Raw genomic sequence first — 17,884 nt, forward strand, 5'->3', positions numbered from 1 at the left:
GATTGTTATTATCGGATTATGATTAAACTTATCAAGTACGCATAGTGCGTTCTTTGATGATTTCGGCGAAGTGGCCGATGTCACGGACTTACGAATGAGGTGGTTTATGAGAGTAATGAGAAAGTCGAATGATCACAAATCCGAAAGGCAACATCGCAAAAAAGGGAAGCTGATGGCGGTTTTTGCCGCGGCGGCCACGCTGCTTTCGATGGTGCTGGTAAGCCCGTCGATGGCGGTGGCGGCACCGGCAAGCGAGGGCAAAGGTGAAAGCGCTTCCGCGAAAACCGTGTCATCGCAAGGCGTCAGCACGCGCGGGAGCGACGCCACGTTCGTCTCGGCTGGTCCGTCCACCGATGGCACGACCTACTATGTCGACAACGCCAACGGCAATGACGCCAACGACGGCAAGAGTCCACAGGCTGCATGGAAGAACCTGACCAAGGTGTCGGCGCAGACCTATGCTCCGGGCGACCACATCCTCCTGGAGTCCGGCAGCACGTGGAACGGCCAGACGCTGATGCCCAAAGGCAACGGCGTGAACGGCAAGCCCATCGTCGTCGATCTCTATACCCGTAGCGAGGGCGGCGCGGCCACTTACACCGCGTCGAAGCGGCCGGTCATCAACGGCAACGGGACCGAGAACGTCCTCGGCACTTTCAAGCGCTATATTTCCGGGGCCGTGCAGCTGACCAACCAGGAATACTGGTCCATCCGCGATCTCGAGGTGACCAATACCCCCGAACTGAGCAACCCGAACGGCTACAAGAAGCCCGGAGACAAGCAGCGCGCGGGCATTTTGCTGCTGGGTTATGGCCTTCACCGCAACCTCAACGGCGTCACAGTGGAGAACGATTACGTGCACGACGTGCAGTCCGAGTACTACCTCAAGGCCCAGCATGACGGGTTGCCGATGAAGCTCAAGCACGCCGGCGGCATCATCGCGCTCGGCTACTGGATCAACCCCGATGGCAATCCCGTCGACAGCTCCAACCGCGTGGCCGATACCGGCTTCAGCCATCTGACCATGCAGAACAACATCGTCCAACGCGTCGGCCTCGAAGGCCTGCGCACCAAGGCCGAAAGCGATACCGGCTACTATCCCAAGCTCTTCACCGATGTGATCATCAAGAACAACTATCTTGAAAACGTCGCCGGCGACGCCATCGTGATGTCCGAGGTCGGCGACAACGGCCTGATCGAAGGCAATATCGTCGTCCACGCCTGCGCTGCCGATTACGGCACGCAGAATTACGCGGCTCTGTGGGTGATGGCCAGCCATAATGTGCTCGCGCAATACAACGAGGTCTATGGCAACAGGTTCGGATACAACGACGCCGAGGCGTTCGACATCGACATGCAGTCGAGCAACGTGACCTACCAATACAACTACAGCCACGGCAACGGCGGCGGTTTCATGCTGCTGATGAGCGACCAGGCCAATTCGACGGTACGCTACAACATCTCGGCCAATGACGGCGGCGGCAACGCCGGCACGAACGCCGACGGGCCCGGCGCGGGCGGCTATCCTTACACCTACAAGGAGCAGAGCCTCTTCCATTACTGGATTCAGGATGACGGCGCCGCCATGCCCAACATCTACAACAATACGTTCTACGTCGGCGACGGCGTGACCACATCCCTGTTTGGCGAGGGCAACAACAGCGACAGCAGCGGCGTCATCGCCCACTTCAACAACAACGTTGTCGCCAAGGCCGGCGCGGGCAAGGTGAAGTTCCTTTCGAACTATCCGCCGAACGGCAACACCCCGACAGAACACAATCTGCATGCCAATGCCGCCTCCTACCTGAACCACAACCTCTTCTCGACCACCGACATCGCCAGCGCTGCCAGCGGCACCACCGTGTCGGGGCTGCAAGGCACGGGCAATGTCTTCGCCGACCCGAAGCTTGCCATCGAAACAGAGGCCAATGGCGTGGGTGAGCTCGATGGCCAGATCAACACCGTGCTCGACAACCCGGCGACCAGCCTGCCGTGGGCCAATCCCAAGGAACGTCTGCGCCAGCGCGCGTCCCTGTTCAAGATCGCCGCCGACAGTCCTGCTGTGGCCAAAGGCCAGAAGCAGGAAGGCATGCCGGGCGAGGATCTCTTCGGCGACAGCACTCTCGACCGTGGTATCGATATCGGGGCCCATCAGGTCTCGGACCACGAGATTCGTAAGGACTATACGCCCGAAACGGTCAACGTTACAACGCCCGCCGGCGTTTATCCGCAGCTGCCGCAGTCCATCAACGTCACCATCAAGGAAACCGTCGATTCCAGCACCACGCAACGCACGGAAAACCATGCGGTCAAGTGGGATTACGTCAAGCAGGATGACTACAAGAACGCCGGAACGATTACGGTTTACGGCGCGATTGACGGTATCACCGATGTCAAGGCGAAGGCTACAGTGACGGTGACCGGTGCGCTGGGAGCCGGGACGAATGTGCAAAGTTCATTTACCACCACGGGCGATGCCACCGTGCAACGTGGCAGCGCAGATACGGCCATGGGAGCGCAGGCCGGAAACGGAACCGCTTCCAGCGACCCCAAGTCGCCGTTCGGTATGAACTATTCGAACAACCTGGTTCTGCGATTGAAGAACTCCGCCTCGCCAAACTACAACCGGAGGTTCTACGTGAAGTTCGACCCATCCGCGTACGCGGGCAGGCCGAACGAAATCAAGAACGCGAAGCTTCGGGTGTACGTCAATCAGTTCAATATCAACACCAGTGCCGGCTCCACCCCGGACGAGCAGCTGCGCAACACCGCGTTCCGCGTGGATGCCTACGCCACCGATGCAAATTGGGAAGCGAACACCGTCACGTGGAACAACGGACCCGGCAATAACGATGTCACCACGGCCAACCATCAGCCCTTGGGTTCCGGTGAGAATATCCCTACCTACGGCACGCTTAAGCCGGCGGGCAGCCGGGTGGTGACCAACGGCGAAATCATCGACAACCAATACGCGTTGGACATCGACGTGACGCAGTATCTGCAAAGCCTCGGCACGATGAAGCCGGTGAGCTTCCTGGTGGATGTGCCCATGAGCGATACCCCGAACTTCAACCGTGACAACGCCGGGTTCGACGCCTTCTCCACCGAGGGGGCGCGGCAGGCGTTCATCGACCATGCGGTCGGGACGTTCAAGCTGCCTGCCTCGATGAGCGGCTTTACGATGACTGCCGACGCACTTGCGCCCAAGCTGCTGATCTCCGACTCCTATATCTCCTCGGTCACGCCGGTCGAGGCCACCATCAAGCCCGGCCAGGTGCCGACGTTGCCGGACAAGGTGCACGTCACCTATTCCGACGGCAGGAACATGGACGTGCCGGTGACATGGCCGACGTTTGATGCGCAGAGCTTCACCACGGACGGCGATTTCACGGTCAGCGCGGACGTGCCGCAGATCGGCAGGCCGGTGGCGGCGACGATCCACGTCAAGTCCGATGCCATCACCTCGCTCGACCCGTTGCCTGCGCTTGACAGGCCGGTGGGGCTGAGCCGCACGCAGCTGGGTATGCCGAGTACCATCGTCGCGCATCTTGCCAGCGGCGGGCAGGTCACGCTCAATATCCCCGGTTGGGACGACGATCCGAGCAACTACACCGATCAGAGCGCTCCCGGAACCTATCATTTCCCCGGTTCGCTGGTACTGCCGCTCGGCATCTCGAACCCGGACGGCTTGAAGCCTCGGCAGGAGGTGCGCACGCATCCGATTCCGGCGACCATCAAACTGGCCCTGCCGGCTGGTTCCGTGGGGCCGATTGTCGCCGGTAAGCAGGCTTCGGTGCACTTTGCGCTGGATGTGACTGGAAAGGCGCCTTATACCCAGACTGATGATTGGGGCAAGGCCGTGCGCTGGTCGTTGACGCGCGTTGACGCGTCTTCGGCTTCGGCGCAGGACGCTGCGCAGGGTGAGTCGCAGGGCAAAGCGCCTTCGCGGGTTTCGGTACAAGGCGAGGCGCGGAGTGATACGCCTTCGCAGGACGAGTCGCTTTCGCAGATTTCGGCGCAAGGTGAGACTCCGGGCGAGCCGACGATCGACCAATCCGGAACGCTTACCGTTCCCGCCGACGCTGAAACCGCGGAATATGAGGTGACGGCCACCAGCCAGCAGGTTCCCGGATTGTCTGGTCTGCTTCGCGTCGGAGTGCAATCGCTGAGCGACTACGAGCAGGCGCATCCTTCCGGCGGGCAACCTTCCACGCCTCCTTCCGAAGGCCCTGGTTCGGGTTCCGGATCTTCGGTTCCCGGTGGCGGGGCTGGTTCTGGATCTCCGGTTCCCGGTGGCGGGGCTGGCCCCGGAGCGTCTCAGGGTCCCGGTTCCGGCTCTCAGCTGCCTGGCTCCTCGCCGCGTCTGCCCGGCGGCCCGGCGGCAGTGGGCAACAAGCCAGGTAAGAATGCCCGGTCGGGTGCTGCCGGTGCGAGCGGCGCAAGCTTGAGCGCCACCGGTGCCGATGTCAACGCAGTGGTTGCGGTGGCGGAGCTGGCCGGTGTGCTGGCCCTTGCGCTCGCGGCCGTGGTTGCGTTGCGGCGCAGGTTCATTGAGTGAGGCACCCAAAGATATTGCGGGCAATATCTAGATAGCATCTGGTTAAAGCAACTTGCGGCATCTTCTTGTAGGTCGAATCGAATGATTCGGTTACAGGAGGTGCCGCAAGTTTTTTCGTACCTGCCTTTCCGCCTGATGAATCCTTTGCTGGGCAAGAGTACGGTTCCGGGATTTGCTACTTTTGCGAACGAACGAGGGTTGCATCAGCGAAAATCTTGGGGACTATTTATATATAATTTGTCTCAAAAATCAATCGTATTGAAATCCGAGTATCAGATGAAATGTTCGCTCCTATGCTGGCAGCTGATTTTAAGCGTTCGTTTTCGGGATGATGTTGAGCGTGCACAATTCGCCGACAGAACAAAAGACAAGCGCGATTGTATTACCTAACACTGTTCAGTTTCGTTGATATTAGGCGCTTATAGGTCATCAGACGATGAAATGCAACAATCGTAATCAAAATCACTAACTGAAAGCGTATGACGAGCATCACACTCAACGAGCTTGCACCCCGAATTTCCAGCCGATAGTCTGCTGCGGAAAAGAAATTCAGGCCGTCGTTCAATCTCTGGCCGGTGTCGTGTCAATGGCGATTCGTTCGCATTGCGCGGCACCGGTTTTTTGTCTCTTACGCAATGAATGAAATCTCAGAGACGGCCACCTAACCAATTTGTGAAGGAGTGCTATGTCAACGACTGCTATTCAAGCGACAGACGCTGCGCCCGCCACCAAGCGTTCGCGGCAACAAGGGCCTTCGAAGCGTGACGTCATGTTCGTCTTCATCGGTCTGATGGTCACCATGCTCATGTCTTCGCTGAGCCAGACCGTTCTGTCCACCGCCATGCCGACCATCGTCGGCGATCTCGGCGGCGTCGACCGCATGACCTGGGTCGTCACCGGCTACGCGCTGGCGATGACCGTCATGATGCCGGTCTACGGCCGTATCAGCGATATCTTTGGCCGTAAACCTCTTCTACTGATCGCTATTGTGCTGTTCATGTCCGGCTCCATCGTCGGCGCGTTGGCTGGCAACATGAACCTGCTGGTCACCGCCCGCGTCATTCAGGGCCTTGGCGGCGGCGGTCTGATGATTCTCTCCCAGTCGGCTATCGCCGACGTCGTGCCTGCCCGTGAACGCGGCAAGTACATGGGCGTCATGGGTGCCGTCTTCGCCGTCTCCTCCGTGGCCGGCCCGCTGATCGGCGGCTGGCTGACAAGCGGTCCGGGCTGGCGCTGGGCCTTCTGGATGAACATCCCGCTGAGCATTCTCGCGCTCGTGGCCGTGACTGTCTTCCTGCATCTGCCCAAGCCAAGCAAGGAAAACCGCTCCCACATCGATTACTTCGGCATGGCTCTGATTGCCGCCATCACCGTCATCGTCGTGCTGGTCTGCACCAATGCCAGCAAGCCCCACACCTGGAACTGGGCCGAGGTCATCGTCGCGCTCGCTGTGCTGATCGCCCTGTTTGTCTTTGTCGAGCTCAAGGTCAAGGAACCGGTCATGCCGATGACTCTGTTCCGCAACTCCAACTTCGACGTCGCCACCATCGGCGCCCTGCTCATCGGCGTGGCCATGTTCGGCGTGCTGAGCTACCTGCCGACCTACATCCAGATGACCACCGGCGTCACCGCCACCCAGGCGGGCCTTTTAATGGTGCCGATGATGGCCTCCGTGCTCATCACCTCGATCATCTCCGGCAACCTCGTTTCCAAAACCGGCAAGTACAAGATCTACCCGATCGTCGGCACCGCCATCATGGCCGTCGGCCTCGCGCTGACCTCGACGCTGGAAGCCGATTCGCCGGTCTGGCTGCTCTGCCTCTACACAATGGTCTTCGGCATCGGCCTCGGCCTGGGCCAGCAGATCCTGACGCTCATCGTCCAGGACGCGTTCCCCACTTCGATCGTCGGCACCGCCACCGCTTCGTTCAACTACTTCAAGCAGGTCGGCGCCACCATCGGCTCGGCCGTCGTCGGCAGCATCTTCACCTCGCGCCTGACCGGTTTCGTACACGACAACCTCGCCGCCGTGATGGCTCAGATGGCCTCCAGCGGTGCGGTTATGGGGCACAGGGGCACGGCCGCGATGAACGGTGCCATGCATCTGAGCGCCAGCAGTCTGACCCCGAGCGGCGTCAACGCACTGCCCGGCATGCTGCGCACCCCAATCATCGACGCCTACAACAGCGCTCTGCTGCCCATCTTCCTGTGGATGGTCCCGTTCATGATTGTCGCCGTAATCGTGTTCTTCTTCGTGCGTCAAAAGGAACTCTCCACCACGCTCGAGTAATGAGTGCGCTAAGTTGAATCCTGAGCGCGTTGAGTTAAGCGCTGAGTGTGGCGAGTTGAGCTCTGAGTGCGCTGAGTTGAACAGTGAGTACGTCGAGTTGAGCGCTGAGTGCGTTAAGGTGTTCGGGACGTTTTAGGCGCCTATCGCGACCCCCGCGTCCCGAACTTCCTGAAATCCAGCCCTGCCAAAGTTTTGGCGGGGCTTTTTCGTGTTGTTGTGGATTCGCGCTCACACTAACCCATGGTTACCAAAAGATACTGTACGTATTTGCATGGTTTCTTTCGGTAACCATGGGTTAGTGTGAGCGGAGTTTTGTTTATTTCCGTTATTAATCGGCGCGAATTTGACCGCACGCCTTTGACATCAGTGATTTTCAAAGAACTTTAAGCTTTATCCAATATTTTTTCCAGAAATATCGGACATTACTCTCAGTTATATCCAATATGGCATAGTAATGTGGTATCTATCACTGGATGATGACTCACTGAGGAGGCTTGTGCGGATGTTAAAAACAAGGTTGTTTGATTACTTGCATCGAAATTTGTCTGAGAAAAACGAATCCATCGGCCAAAAGAGTCGGAAATCGACTATACGCCGCAAAAGCGCCTCTTGCCGTGCTCTTGCTGCTTTGTCGTGCGTCGGTCTGCTTGCCTCGCTGACTGCTTGCTCCGCACCATGGAAGCACGATGCGCAGGGGTCGTCGGATTCAAGTTCCAGTTCGAACGAGACGAAGAAAAGTGCGAAGATGGCGTCAAGTATGGATGCCCTGTTCGACCAATATCTGGCGAAGAAGAAACTGAGCAGCTATGAGCGTGAAGTGATCACGCGATCCAAGAAAAACGGCAAGGTCAGTGCGGAGGATTACGAGGCCGCGCACGCCAAAGAGGTCTCGTGCATGGCCAGCAAGGGCTGGAAAATGCTCGAAAAGAAACTGCCGAGCGGCATTTACGCGAACAATGGCACCGATCCGGTTCCGCACAGTGATGCCGAGGTGAATAAAATGGCGAATGCCAACAAGAGTTGCTCGGTGGATTCCTCGGATATCGAGATACTGTATGAAACCCAGCAGACCAATCCGGATCTCCTTTCTGACACGTATGAAGCCACCGTCACCTGCCTGCAAAGAAGCAAGGTCGTCGATAAGAGCTATACCGCCAAAAAGCTTAAGGACGCGTTGGAAGGCGGCGGCGATCTGAGGAAGAAGCTTCCTTTTGATGCGTCCACGGATGCCGCGCAGAACTGCTTGGCCGGTAACGGTATGAGCATAGATATATGAGTGATGCGGAATCGAATATCAAGGAACATCGATGATGGAAAAATCGAAAAAGCATGCGTCCCTGTCTAAGTTGGCGATTCCCTTGGCGATCACCGGACTGGCGGCGCTGGCCGTTGGCGTGATCGTCGGCTCGTTGCTCGTCCCCACCCCTACGCCGCAAGGTCTTGACGTTGCCGCTGCGCCGGATATGGTGAAAGCCACGAGGCAGACGTATGAAGACAAGATCACGGTGCCCGCGGTAACGTTTGAGACCAGTCCCGTGCGTTCGGTCACCGCGAAAACCTCGGGGACGGTCAGTGAATCATCGTGCAAGGCCGGTCAGGCGGTTCATTCCGGCGACAAGCTGATGTCGGTAGACGGCAAGCCGATTATCGCGTTGCATACCGATACTCCGCTGTATAGGTCGGTTTCGTCGGGCGCTTCCGGCGCGGATGTTGCCGCATTACAGCGTGAGCTCTCGTTGCTGGGCTATTCTGCGGACGGTAATGGCGTCTACGGCAAATCGACCGCCAATGGCGTCTCCCAACTGCTCAAACATGCAGGAATTTCCAATGCCGGCGGATCGATCGGACCCGAAGATGTGGTGTGGATTCCCGAATCCACGGTCGTTCCTACGCAATGTTCCGTGGATCTGAACGCGGCGCTTTCGCCGGATGTCGAAGTGATGAAGGTCGGTGGCCAGCTGACCGCCGTCACCTTTCGGCCTCCAACCGGGCTGCGGGCAGGGCGGCGTACGTTCTCGCTGTTTGACGTCACGATAGGACTTGACAAAGTGGACGGACGTATTACGGACGCAACATTCCTTAGCAAGATTTCCGCCAGCCAAGAGTATCAGGACAGCTTGGCTGACAAAAGCAAGAAACCGAACGGTTTGCTGGCCCTAGAAAAACCCATCGAAACCATGAAGGTGCCGCCGTCGGCCATCGTCGGGCAGGATGGCGAAACCGCTTGCGTCTCGCCCGATGGGAAGAAAGCCATACCGGTCAATGTCATCGGTTCCGCGCTGGGAGCCACGCTCGTCCAGCCTTCCGACGGTAAGACGCCGATCGGCAAGGTCGTGCTCGGCCATCGCCTTGATGGCGTGAAATGCACCGCGGGCAAAGCGGATAAGGGCGGCAAGTCAGGCAGCAGCGGCAACGGCGTTGATAAACAGGGTGATATGAGCGATTTGAAGGATGGTTCCGCTTCGGCTAACTTGCGAGACGGGAAAACCGACGTGCAAGGCACCCAAAAGGATACGGAATAATGGCCGGGGATTCTGCACGGTTATTATCTGATGAGCCTGCGGTTGCAGACGATACTAAGAGCGTCGGCGAAGTTGCAGGTGTGACCGATGGCGTTAACGATACGGATTCTTCTTCAGACATAGGTCCTGGAAATACTGCGATATCTGAGAATACCAACATATCTGAGGATGATTCGAGCGGAAATGATTCGGCCAAGAAACCCGACAGCTCTCGTACGCAACCAGCCGATACTGTAAATCTCCTTCGGAATACCAAAGCTGAGGATGCCGTCGTCCCTTTTGCTGTTGCGAATGAAACCAATGTGACCGATTCCTCTTCCGACATTGCCGATGATGCGGGTGAACCTGCGGTTGTCGGGGAGCATTTGGGACATCGCTTTGGCGACGGGCCTTGGCTGTTCAGAGACCTTGATTTCACACTGAGACCAGGGGAGGCCATCGGGTTGTGCGGACCCTCCGGTTCAGGGAAATCCACGCTGCTTTCAATCGTCGCGGGATTTGCTAAACCGGCCGAAGGGCAGGTCGAGCGCCACAATATCAGCAGCGTTCGGTGGGTGTTCCAGAACCCGCACGGCATGCCTCGCCGAACCGCGCTTGACCACGTCGTCCAGCCGCTGCTCGGGCGGGGTTACGAACGCGAGCAGGCTGTCGATGAAGCGATGGACATCATGACCACATTCCATCTGGCCGATTTGGCCGACCGACAATTCCGCGAACTCTCCGGCGGCGAGGCCCAACGTCTTATGCTCGCCCGTGCCGTAGCCAGCAAGCCCGGGCTGCTGTTGGTCGACGAACCCACCGCCCAACTCGACCAGCGCACCGCCAGCGACGTCGACGCGACCTTGACCGGCTTGGCGACTGGCGACACCATCGTCGTTATCGCCACCCACGACCCCAACACCCGCGCGGCCTGCAGCAGGGTCATCGACCTTGCGTGGCATGAAAACCACGAAGAGCGTAAGGAGCAGGCATGAAACGTTCCAGCATTTTCTCGGAGGCTTGGCGCGACATCACTTCCGGCACCTCGCGCACCATCAGTTGCCTTGCGATTCTGGCCGTGCTCGCCATCGTGGTGACTATGTTCGACCTCAACACTGTGGCAGGCCTGCAGCATCAGGCCCGGCAATGGGTTTCGAGCGGCTCGTCCATCCATATCCTCGCGCAGGAGCAGGAGATCAACCCGGTTTCCTGCGGTGCGCTTACTGAGGCGTCGGGCAAAGGCGCGAACGGGAAACGCACCCATCCCATCCAGTCGGCCGGTGCCCTGCGCGAAGACGATGATGTCACTCTCGATGCCATGCCGAGTGTGCAGCTTGATCAATGGGATGTAACGCCGTCGATGGCGGATGTACTTGGTGTCAGATTCTCGAACAGTGATTCGGCCTCGTCAGGCGTGTGGATATCCGATCAGCTGGCGAATACGCTCAAAGTCCGTCAAGGCGATAGCCTGCCCAGCAATCAAGGTGTCATGCATATCGCTGGAATATTCCCGTGGCCCGAAGACGGTCGCGACCAGCGCATCGCCTACTCCGTCATCACCTCCACCTCCACAAGCTGGGACGAACCGTGGGACGAGTGCTGGGCGAGCGTCAACCCCAGCAATCCCAGCGCCAAAGACCTGATCAACACCGCGTGGTTCGCTTATCCCGGCGGCATACCCAGCTCACAGATTCGCCAAGCTAACGTTTCGCTGGGCACTTCCGCCGATCTCAATGCGCAATACAACGCGCGGTCAAGCCGTTTCATGCTGGCTCTTACTCCGTTGCTGGCATTCGTCATCGCGCTTTTCGCCGTACGCATGCGCAAGGTTGAGATTGCCGACGACCTGCACATGGGTCTGCCGCGACGTGGCCTCCATGTCATTTTCGCCCTAGAAACCCTTGGGTGGAGCGTGCCCGCGGTGCTATTGTGTGTCGCCGCGTCCATGTTTGCCGCAACCGCCATGTCCGGTCGAGCCAATGCCGTCACCTTCACGCTCGTACAGCTCCCGCCGCTGATCGCCGCCCTTCTGACCGCGCAACTGGGCACCGCCGTCGGTCTGACCTCCATCCGCAGCACCCAGCTTTTCGCCTTCTTCAAGAACCGGCGATAGATAGAGCAGTATCTATGGTTTCGGATTATTTGGAAAGTTTGACTGCATAAACTTGTGGGGCATCCGTCACGAATGACGCTGCCCCACAAGTAGGAATCAGGTATTTATTCATAGCCCGTATTCCTTTTTGACTTCTATAAAAGTATAACGGATTTGTGCGCTCTACCGATTGCTAGACTTCGGAATCTCATCAGGCTAAAGATTTTACAGGTTTTCGTGTTGAATCTATTTCAGCAGATAATCCTTAGCCGATACGAACCGGCCGTTGGGGGTGCGGAAACTTGACTTGCCGCGATAAACGACCTGTCGTTGCTCGATCGGGATATCGAGGTCACGACCGACGGTTTTCAAGTGGCGGAAGAAATCGTCGCGCGGTGTGATGCCGGACTTGATCTCTATGAGCTGCGGCGAAAGTGAATCCGTCATGTCCATCAGATCGACTTCCACGCCATTGGAATCACGATAAAAATAGAGCCTCGATTCGCTGTTGGCGTTGAACCCGCGTTTAAGCGTCTCCTCGATGATGAGGTTCTCGAACACGGCTCCGCGCTTCGGATGTCGAATCAGTTCGTCGACGTTGCGGATGCCGAGCAGATAGCAGAGCAAACCCGTGTCGTAGAAATAGAGCTTTGGCGTCTTCGTCAGTCGTTTGCGCGCGTTCGAAAAATACGGCGGCAGCAGAAACACGATATAACTGGCTGCGAGGATATTCAGCCACCCTTTCGCGGTGTTCAACGATATTTGTGATTCCCTGGAGAGATGCGTCGTGTTCAGTAATTCGCCGGAACTCTGTGCGCAAAGCCTCAGGAACGTCTCGAATGATGAAAAATCGCGGATATTGGAAAGTGTACTCACGTCGCGGCGGACGTATGTTGACAGATAGCTTGAATAGAACGTACCTTCCGGCACGTCTGTTTCATAAAGATGCGGGTACCCGCCTCGGAAGGTGAATTCGTCGACGCTTGGAACGCTTGGAACCCCTTGGGCTTCTTTGTAGCTGAGCGGCAGCAATTCCAGAATTCCCACTCTGCCGGCCAGCGATTCCGTAATGTTTTTGTTCATTAGAAAATTCTGCGATCCGGAAATCAGATATTGTCCGGTTTCGTGGCGCTCGTCCGAGACTGCTTGCATTTCTGGGAACAAATCGGGCGCGTATTGCATCTCATCGATGAATGAGTGTACTGGTTGCGTGACCATAAACCCTTCAGGGTCTGTATTGGCCGAATCCCGTAAGCGTCCGAGTTCGAGATTGAGGTAGGTGTAGTCGGGAAATGCGTTGCGGAGCAAGGTTGATTTTCCTGATTGGCGTGGCCCCATGACGGAGACGATAGGGAACCAGGTTGCCATTTTCTTGGCTTCTTCGGTGAGCAATCGAGGAATCATGGTCGCACTTTCTTATGATAATCTGTCAATTCGGATTATGTAAATCTGTTAGCAGAAATTATGTTAATCTGTCAATTCGGATTATGCAAATCTGTCAGTTCAAGTTATGATAATCTGTCAATAGAAATTATGCAGATTGACGATTAGAACTTATGCAAATCTGTCAGTAGGAATTATGTTAATCTGTCAGTTCAAGTTATGCAAATTGTAAAATTCAAATTATGTAAATCTGTCAATTCAGACTATGTAGATTGTTAAATTCGAACTATGCAAATTGTCAATTAGGGCTTATGCAAGTTGTCGGTTTCGTTTTATGCAAATTGACGGTTTCGGATTATGTAATTCGTTGGTTGGTGATGGCCGCTTTTGAAAAGACATCTCAGAATCGTTGAAATTCCGCCATGTCAAAGACTTTTGGCAGGGATTTTTCGCGTTCTGGCTTGGTGCGTCCGGGCGCGTTGGATTACGTTGGGATTGCCGGAACGGTTGCCGGTGAATTGGCTGAGCCGACTGAATGCTCGTAACGGATTCCACAGTTGGCCGTGTCTGTTCCATCCTGATTCTGTAAGCTAAAGGTGATTGCAGAAGCTTGAGGAACTCACATGACTGGTTATGCGTGCGAGCGGTTCGGTGCAGTCTGGCAATGGCAATCTTCTGTTTTGGGATAAGGAACGGTGAAGTACGATGGCGGTCGAGATGCAGTTGGGTGGTCAGATTCGTGACCATCGTGAGGCGATGGGCCTGTCTCAGGACGACCTTGCGGGCAAGATCTTCGTCTCGCGTCAGACGGTCTCGAACTGGGAGACCGGCCGCACCTATCCCGATGTGCAGAACCTCTTGCTTCTCGGCAATCTTTTCGGCATCACACTGGACGAACTGGTCAAAGGAGATGTGGAAACCATGAACGAGGAAATCAAGCGCAATGGGCGACAGCTGGTGATGTTAAACACGGCAGGGTGGATCGCACTCATTGTCGGCTTAGTGATGCTGGGTGTCGCTTTCGCGGTCTGCCCGAGGTTGGAGTGGTGGTGGTTGATGGGTACGGGCATATTGCTATTGGCGCTGAGTTGCGGATTGGGGGGTGCCAGCTACCGGCTGTCGCGAGATATCGACATCGTTACGTATAAGGAACTTAAGGCATATCTTGCCGGTGAGGATATCGACCGTTCCTCCCGAAAGCCTTGGCAGCGATGGGAAAATCAGTGGAAGGTGTTTGCCGTGGTCGTGGTGGTGGCTGCCGTCATAGGTGGCATCCTTGGACTCATGGCGTATCACTATAGATGGTTATGAGATGCGACTGTTTGGCGGTTTGGATTGATTCGTCCATAGAAGAGCGCCCGCGTGGATGGATGTTTTTCGCTGTTGTACGCTCAGCCTAACCCATGGTTGCCAAAGGAAATCTAGTAGGTATGTACGGTATTTGGTGACTGCGGGTTAGCGTAAGTTGGCTTCGGCAAACTTCGTCCTCTTAAATGAATTGACCCCGGAATTTCATGATGTTTCGCATGAGTGACTTTCATGGGGCCTTGCATGTATAAGTTTGTTTTTAGTCCGTATCTCCAGTTTCATCATCGTGCTCATCAAAGTCGATTTCAGCTTCAGATTGCTGATAGAGCTCAATACCGGTATTCATGTCAATTTCGTTCACAATCCATGGTTCAGGTTGAAGCTGACACGTCTGAATGAACTCATCGATTCGGTTACGTCCTTTCATCTCCTTCAGAGTGACCACGATTCCAAATCGTAGGTCTCTTTTTTCCTGAGTATCAGAACGTGTTGTTGACCGTATTTTGAATCCCCAATATGGTTGTCCTAAAATTTTTCGAGGTATAAAACGGCTTTTTTCAACATCACTTAGATGTTTGACATTGTCCCATTTTCGATACAGTTGACGTGCCGATCCCTCATATACTTTTGCTCCAGGGTCGCCTTGGACGTTTTGGTCGAGAGAATCGATGCCGTTTTTCTTGACTCTTCCAAAATGGAAATCGAGTTCGGTGTCCGTATAGTCCACTCCTTGCTGCCGGCTACATTTTGGGAAATAGCACAAAGTTGCGCGAGCAGTGTATTGATATTTGTCATCTGTTATTGGAACCGGGATGCGATAGTTTGATGTTTCGAAGGTTTTAGCTGTGCCTTCTATGACAAATCGTATTTCGTTGGCTGGTGTTTTTAATATGTCCTGAATTTTCCGTGGGACGATTCCGTAGCCGAGTTTTGTTCTGTTGGTATTGACACTTCCCCATGCTGAAGCTGAATCGATGAGGAGTGCTTTTGCTATTTCACGAGACAATCCCATGGTCTGTATTAAGAAAGCCATTTTCCTGGCGATCCAAGGTGCCGCAAACGAGGTTCCGGCAGTTGTAGTGATGCCATCGGGCGAATAAACTGCCATGCGATCTGAATTGTCTCCGCCAAAACAGGAAATGTCTGGTTTCCTGAAGAATTGGAGGACGGGACCTTCTCGTGTATAGCTTGCAGGCTCGTTCAGGCTTGATGAGGAATTGACAACAATTGAGTTGATTGAATCTGCAGGTGAACCTATCCGTTTTGGACGGTTCGGGTCATCTCCTGGCAGTTTGTTAGTACCTGCAACGACGAAAATCACGTCATAACGATTTTGCAACTCATCGAGGAGTGCTGCTTCAGGTGAGATGAAATTTGTGGGTGCTTCATATATGGAGCCTAGACTTAAATTCCATACTTTAATATCCTGATTTTGAGCAACGATGCGTTGGATTGACTTGAATATAGTGAAGGAGCTGTTCTTGTCAGCGGTTGCAACAGCAAAATGTCGTACGCGGAAACGGCCACAACCATCATCAAGTTCTGGATTTAAATGTGGCCCGTCAACGATGATTGATGAGACTTCGGTACCATGACGATAGTCTCTTTGATTTTTATCGAATTCTGGATTGAGTTCGTCATGGTATTCGACCCAATTCTTGAAATATACGGTTTTGTCAAAGCATGTATCAATGACGCCGATGATGGGCTCATTTTTAGGCTCTGGAATTTCTAGTGTGGAACGTTGTCCGTTTGTGCTCTTTTCGAATTTGAACTCTGTAATATCTTGCAACGACATGGCAACGAGATATGGGGCTTTTGCCCGAAGGATATCATATTGATCGGGCCGCAGATTTATTGTCGTCTTGTCAAGGAGGTTCGCGTCGATAATATCAAGGCCTAGCTCATTAAGAAGCTGCACGGTTTCTTTTTTCGTGTCATAAATGGTAACTAAGGATGAGTGGCTATTTTCTGGCGCTTCGCTTTTGACGTCGAATCTGTTGATAGCATGTACGTCGCATATGATTTGCGCAAAAGATGACTTGCTCAGGCCAAACCGGCTTGCCGACGTTGATAGGCCGTTTTTAGTGATTTCGCTGAGTTCAGTAGCGGTTATTTCTTTGCCGTACACATTGAGCGTATCAGCACAGCGTTGCAAGTCGATAATTGTTGACTCGATTGCCGTTAATGGCACGCAATACGTGATGACGTGATTTGGATTTTCTTCTGGCCCCTCAAAGGTGGCACCAACAATTGAAGTGCTTGCGAGGTGGTTCGGGTAAGAAAGCAGTTTTTTAATGCGATTGCTTTTTGCTACGACAGTACGATAATGGACTTCGACGAGTGGATCTATGTTTATTCGTTGCGCCTGCCAGAACTTGAGTACTGAAAGTAGTTGCCGCTTTTTCTGGAGTATTTCATCGGCAGTCACTTTTTCATGAGCAGGTAGGTGTGCCGGCCCAGGTGCCGAGCCGTTTCCACGATGTAACGTGCCTTTAAGGCGAAGGATGTTATTCATTCTTACCTCTCTTCGTTTCTCGCGATACAGTGCTTCTTGGAATGCCCGTTAGTGTTTCTACTTCCCGTACAGTGAATCCTTGTGCTCTGAGTTTTTGAGGATCGGTGAGTACGGCATTTCCGTTTGGGATTAATGAGGTATAGATTCGGCGGAGATAATCGAATTCGTCTCCTGGTTTGCTAAATGCAATCGAGGAGCGAATGATGTTTTTCATCTCGCCGGGATAGGGAAGTTTCGGTGCAAGATTCATAATTTTTTTAAACAGGCGGATGTTCTTGCCTATAAAGGAGAATTGCCCCGCATAGTCATTCATGATATTTGTGGCCACATCAGAAAGGTCGCTTTTCGTGTATCGACCGAAATCAATAACCGCATCAAATCTACGAATAAATGCTTTGTCGAATTTGCTAAACAGATTAGTGGTTGCGAATAAAACGATGTTCTCAGGCAGGTTGTCCATCTGTGTAAGCAATGTCGAAGTTGCTCGGCCCATTTCGCGCACGTCATGGGAATCCACGCGGTCTAGAGCTAATGCGTCAATTTCATCAAATAAAATTACCGTTCTATCCGGTTGTGTGAAGCTGTTGATTTCCGCAAAGAGGCTGGTGATATTTTTTGCTGTCTGGCCAAGTCGGCTATCAATCATCGCGCTGAAATCAACAACGTAAAGTTCGCGCTGCAGGATTGATGATATTTGTTTAACCGATTCGGTTTTACCGGTTCCTGCAGGGCCATGGAAAAGAAAGCGATGAATACCAACGTTTCGACCTATAGCGTTAATTAGTCCTTGAATATCCTGTGCTATGGCTGTTGGTAAAGGTAACGATGTTTTCACAACCGGCAATTTGTTAAGAAAACCTGAGTGAACATCGGATTCTGTCGATTGTGGTACAAAAGTGTTTGTGCCGGAAAGCAGCGCTATGATGTACTCCGCTAGCTGAGAGTCTCCGGAGTGATCGAAATCTTTAGCAATGTTGTATGCCTCGTTTCTGAATGCGGCATCGTTGTGCTCTGAATAATATCTGATGAGATTGAGCACGTCACGTTTCTTCATTGCGTTTCACCTAATTCCTGCGTTTAGAGATTGTTTATAACTAAGATAATTATAGCATAATTTTACTCAATTTTGTCCCAATTTTAGAATTAATGTCCCAAATTGTATTTTTGTGGTATTGTTATTGCTAACGACTTGGCATGCTGTGGCGGGTCGGATAATAAAAAACTTCGGCCTGTT

10 protein-coding genes are annotated in these 17,884 nt (G+C 54.1%); 7 read left to right on the top strand and 3 right to left on the bottom strand.

Annotation, left to right across the window (positions count from 1 at the left end; genetic code table 11):
• The first annotated feature begins 172 nt into the window (after positions 1 to 172).
• The 6 genes from OZX67_RS00830 (at position 173) to OZX67_RS00855 (ending at position 11,462) form a co-directional block, all read left to right on the top strand.
• A complete protein-coding gene (locus tag OZX67_RS00830; RefSeq protein WP_277143255.1) occupies positions 173 to 4,558 on the top strand; it encodes an Ig-like domain-containing protein in 4,386 nt (1,461 codons plus the stop codon).
• 685 nt (positions 4,559 to 5,243) lie between these two features.
• Complete coding sequence (locus OZX67_RS00835; RefSeq protein ID WP_277143257.1) at positions 5,244 to 6,848, top strand: MDR family MFS transporter; 1,605 nt, start codon at positions 5,244 to 5,246, stop codon at positions 6,846 to 6,848.
• A 745-nt stretch (positions 6,849 to 7,593) separates the two neighbouring features.
• The gene (locus OZX67_RS00840; protein ID WP_277143259.1) at positions 7,594 to 8,124 is read left to right on the top strand and encodes a hypothetical protein; all 531 of its coding nucleotides are present in this window, start codon (positions 7,594 to 7,596) and stop codon (positions 8,122 to 8,124) included.
• A gap of 31 nt (positions 8,125 to 8,155) precedes the next feature.
• On the top strand, positions 8,156 to 9,370 hold the full coding sequence (locus tag OZX67_RS00845) for a peptidoglycan-binding domain-containing protein (RefSeq protein ID WP_277143262.1): 1,215 nt from the start codon (positions 8,156 to 8,158) through the stop codon (positions 9,368 to 9,370).
• A gap of 365 nt (positions 9,371 to 9,735) precedes the next feature.
• A complete protein-coding gene (locus OZX67_RS00850; RefSeq protein WP_277144807.1) occupies positions 9,736 to 10,344 on the top strand; it encodes an ABC transporter ATP-binding protein in 609 nt (202 codons plus the stop codon).
• Entirely contained in the window at positions 10,341 to 11,462 is a 1,122-nt protein-coding gene (locus tag OZX67_RS00855) for a hypothetical protein (RefSeq protein ID WP_277143264.1), read from the top strand. The genes OZX67_RS00850 and OZX67_RS00855 overlap by 4 nt, the downstream gene beginning before the upstream one ends.
• 225 nt (positions 11,463 to 11,687) lie before the next feature.
• Here the strand turns inward: OZX67_RS00855 and OZX67_RS00860 are convergent, their stop codons facing one another.
• Positions 11,688 to 12,845 carry an ATP-binding protein gene (locus OZX67_RS00860; RefSeq protein ID WP_277143266.1) on the bottom strand — a complete coding sequence of 386 codons (1,158 nt, stop codon included), beginning with the start codon at positions 12,843 to 12,845 and terminating at the stop codon, positions 11,688 to 11,690.
• Between the two features lie 696 nt (positions 12,846 to 13,541).
• On the opposite strand from OZX67_RS00860, the gene OZX67_RS00865 reads away from it, so the two are divergent.
• Positions 13,542 to 14,135 carry a helix-turn-helix domain-containing protein gene (locus OZX67_RS00865; protein ID WP_277143268.1) on the top strand — a complete coding sequence of 198 codons (594 nt, stop codon included), beginning with the start codon at positions 13,542 to 13,544 and terminating at the stop codon, positions 14,133 to 14,135.
• Positions 14,136 to 14,391: 256 nt separating this feature from the next.
• Here the strand turns inward: OZX67_RS00865 and OZX67_RS00870 are convergent, their stop codons facing one another.
• Both OZX67_RS00870 and OZX67_RS00875 read right to left on the bottom strand, forming a co-directional pair.
• Positions 14,392 to 16,650, bottom strand: a complete 2,259-nt coding sequence (locus OZX67_RS00870) for a S8 family peptidase (RefSeq protein ID WP_277143270.1) — start codon at positions 16,648 to 16,650, stop codon at positions 14,392 to 14,394.
• A complete protein-coding gene (locus OZX67_RS00875) occupies positions 16,643 to 17,704 on the bottom strand; it encodes an ATP-binding protein (RefSeq protein ID WP_277143272.1) in 1,062 nt (353 codons plus the stop codon). The genes OZX67_RS00870 and OZX67_RS00875 overlap by 8 nt, the downstream gene beginning before the upstream one ends.
• Positions 17,705 to 17,884: the final 180 nt, after the last annotated feature.

The organism is Bifidobacterium sp. ESL0728 (genome assembly GCF_029392015.1).
Taxonomy (GTDB): Bacteria; Actinomycetota; Actinomycetes; order Actinomycetales; family Bifidobacteriaceae; genus Bifidobacterium.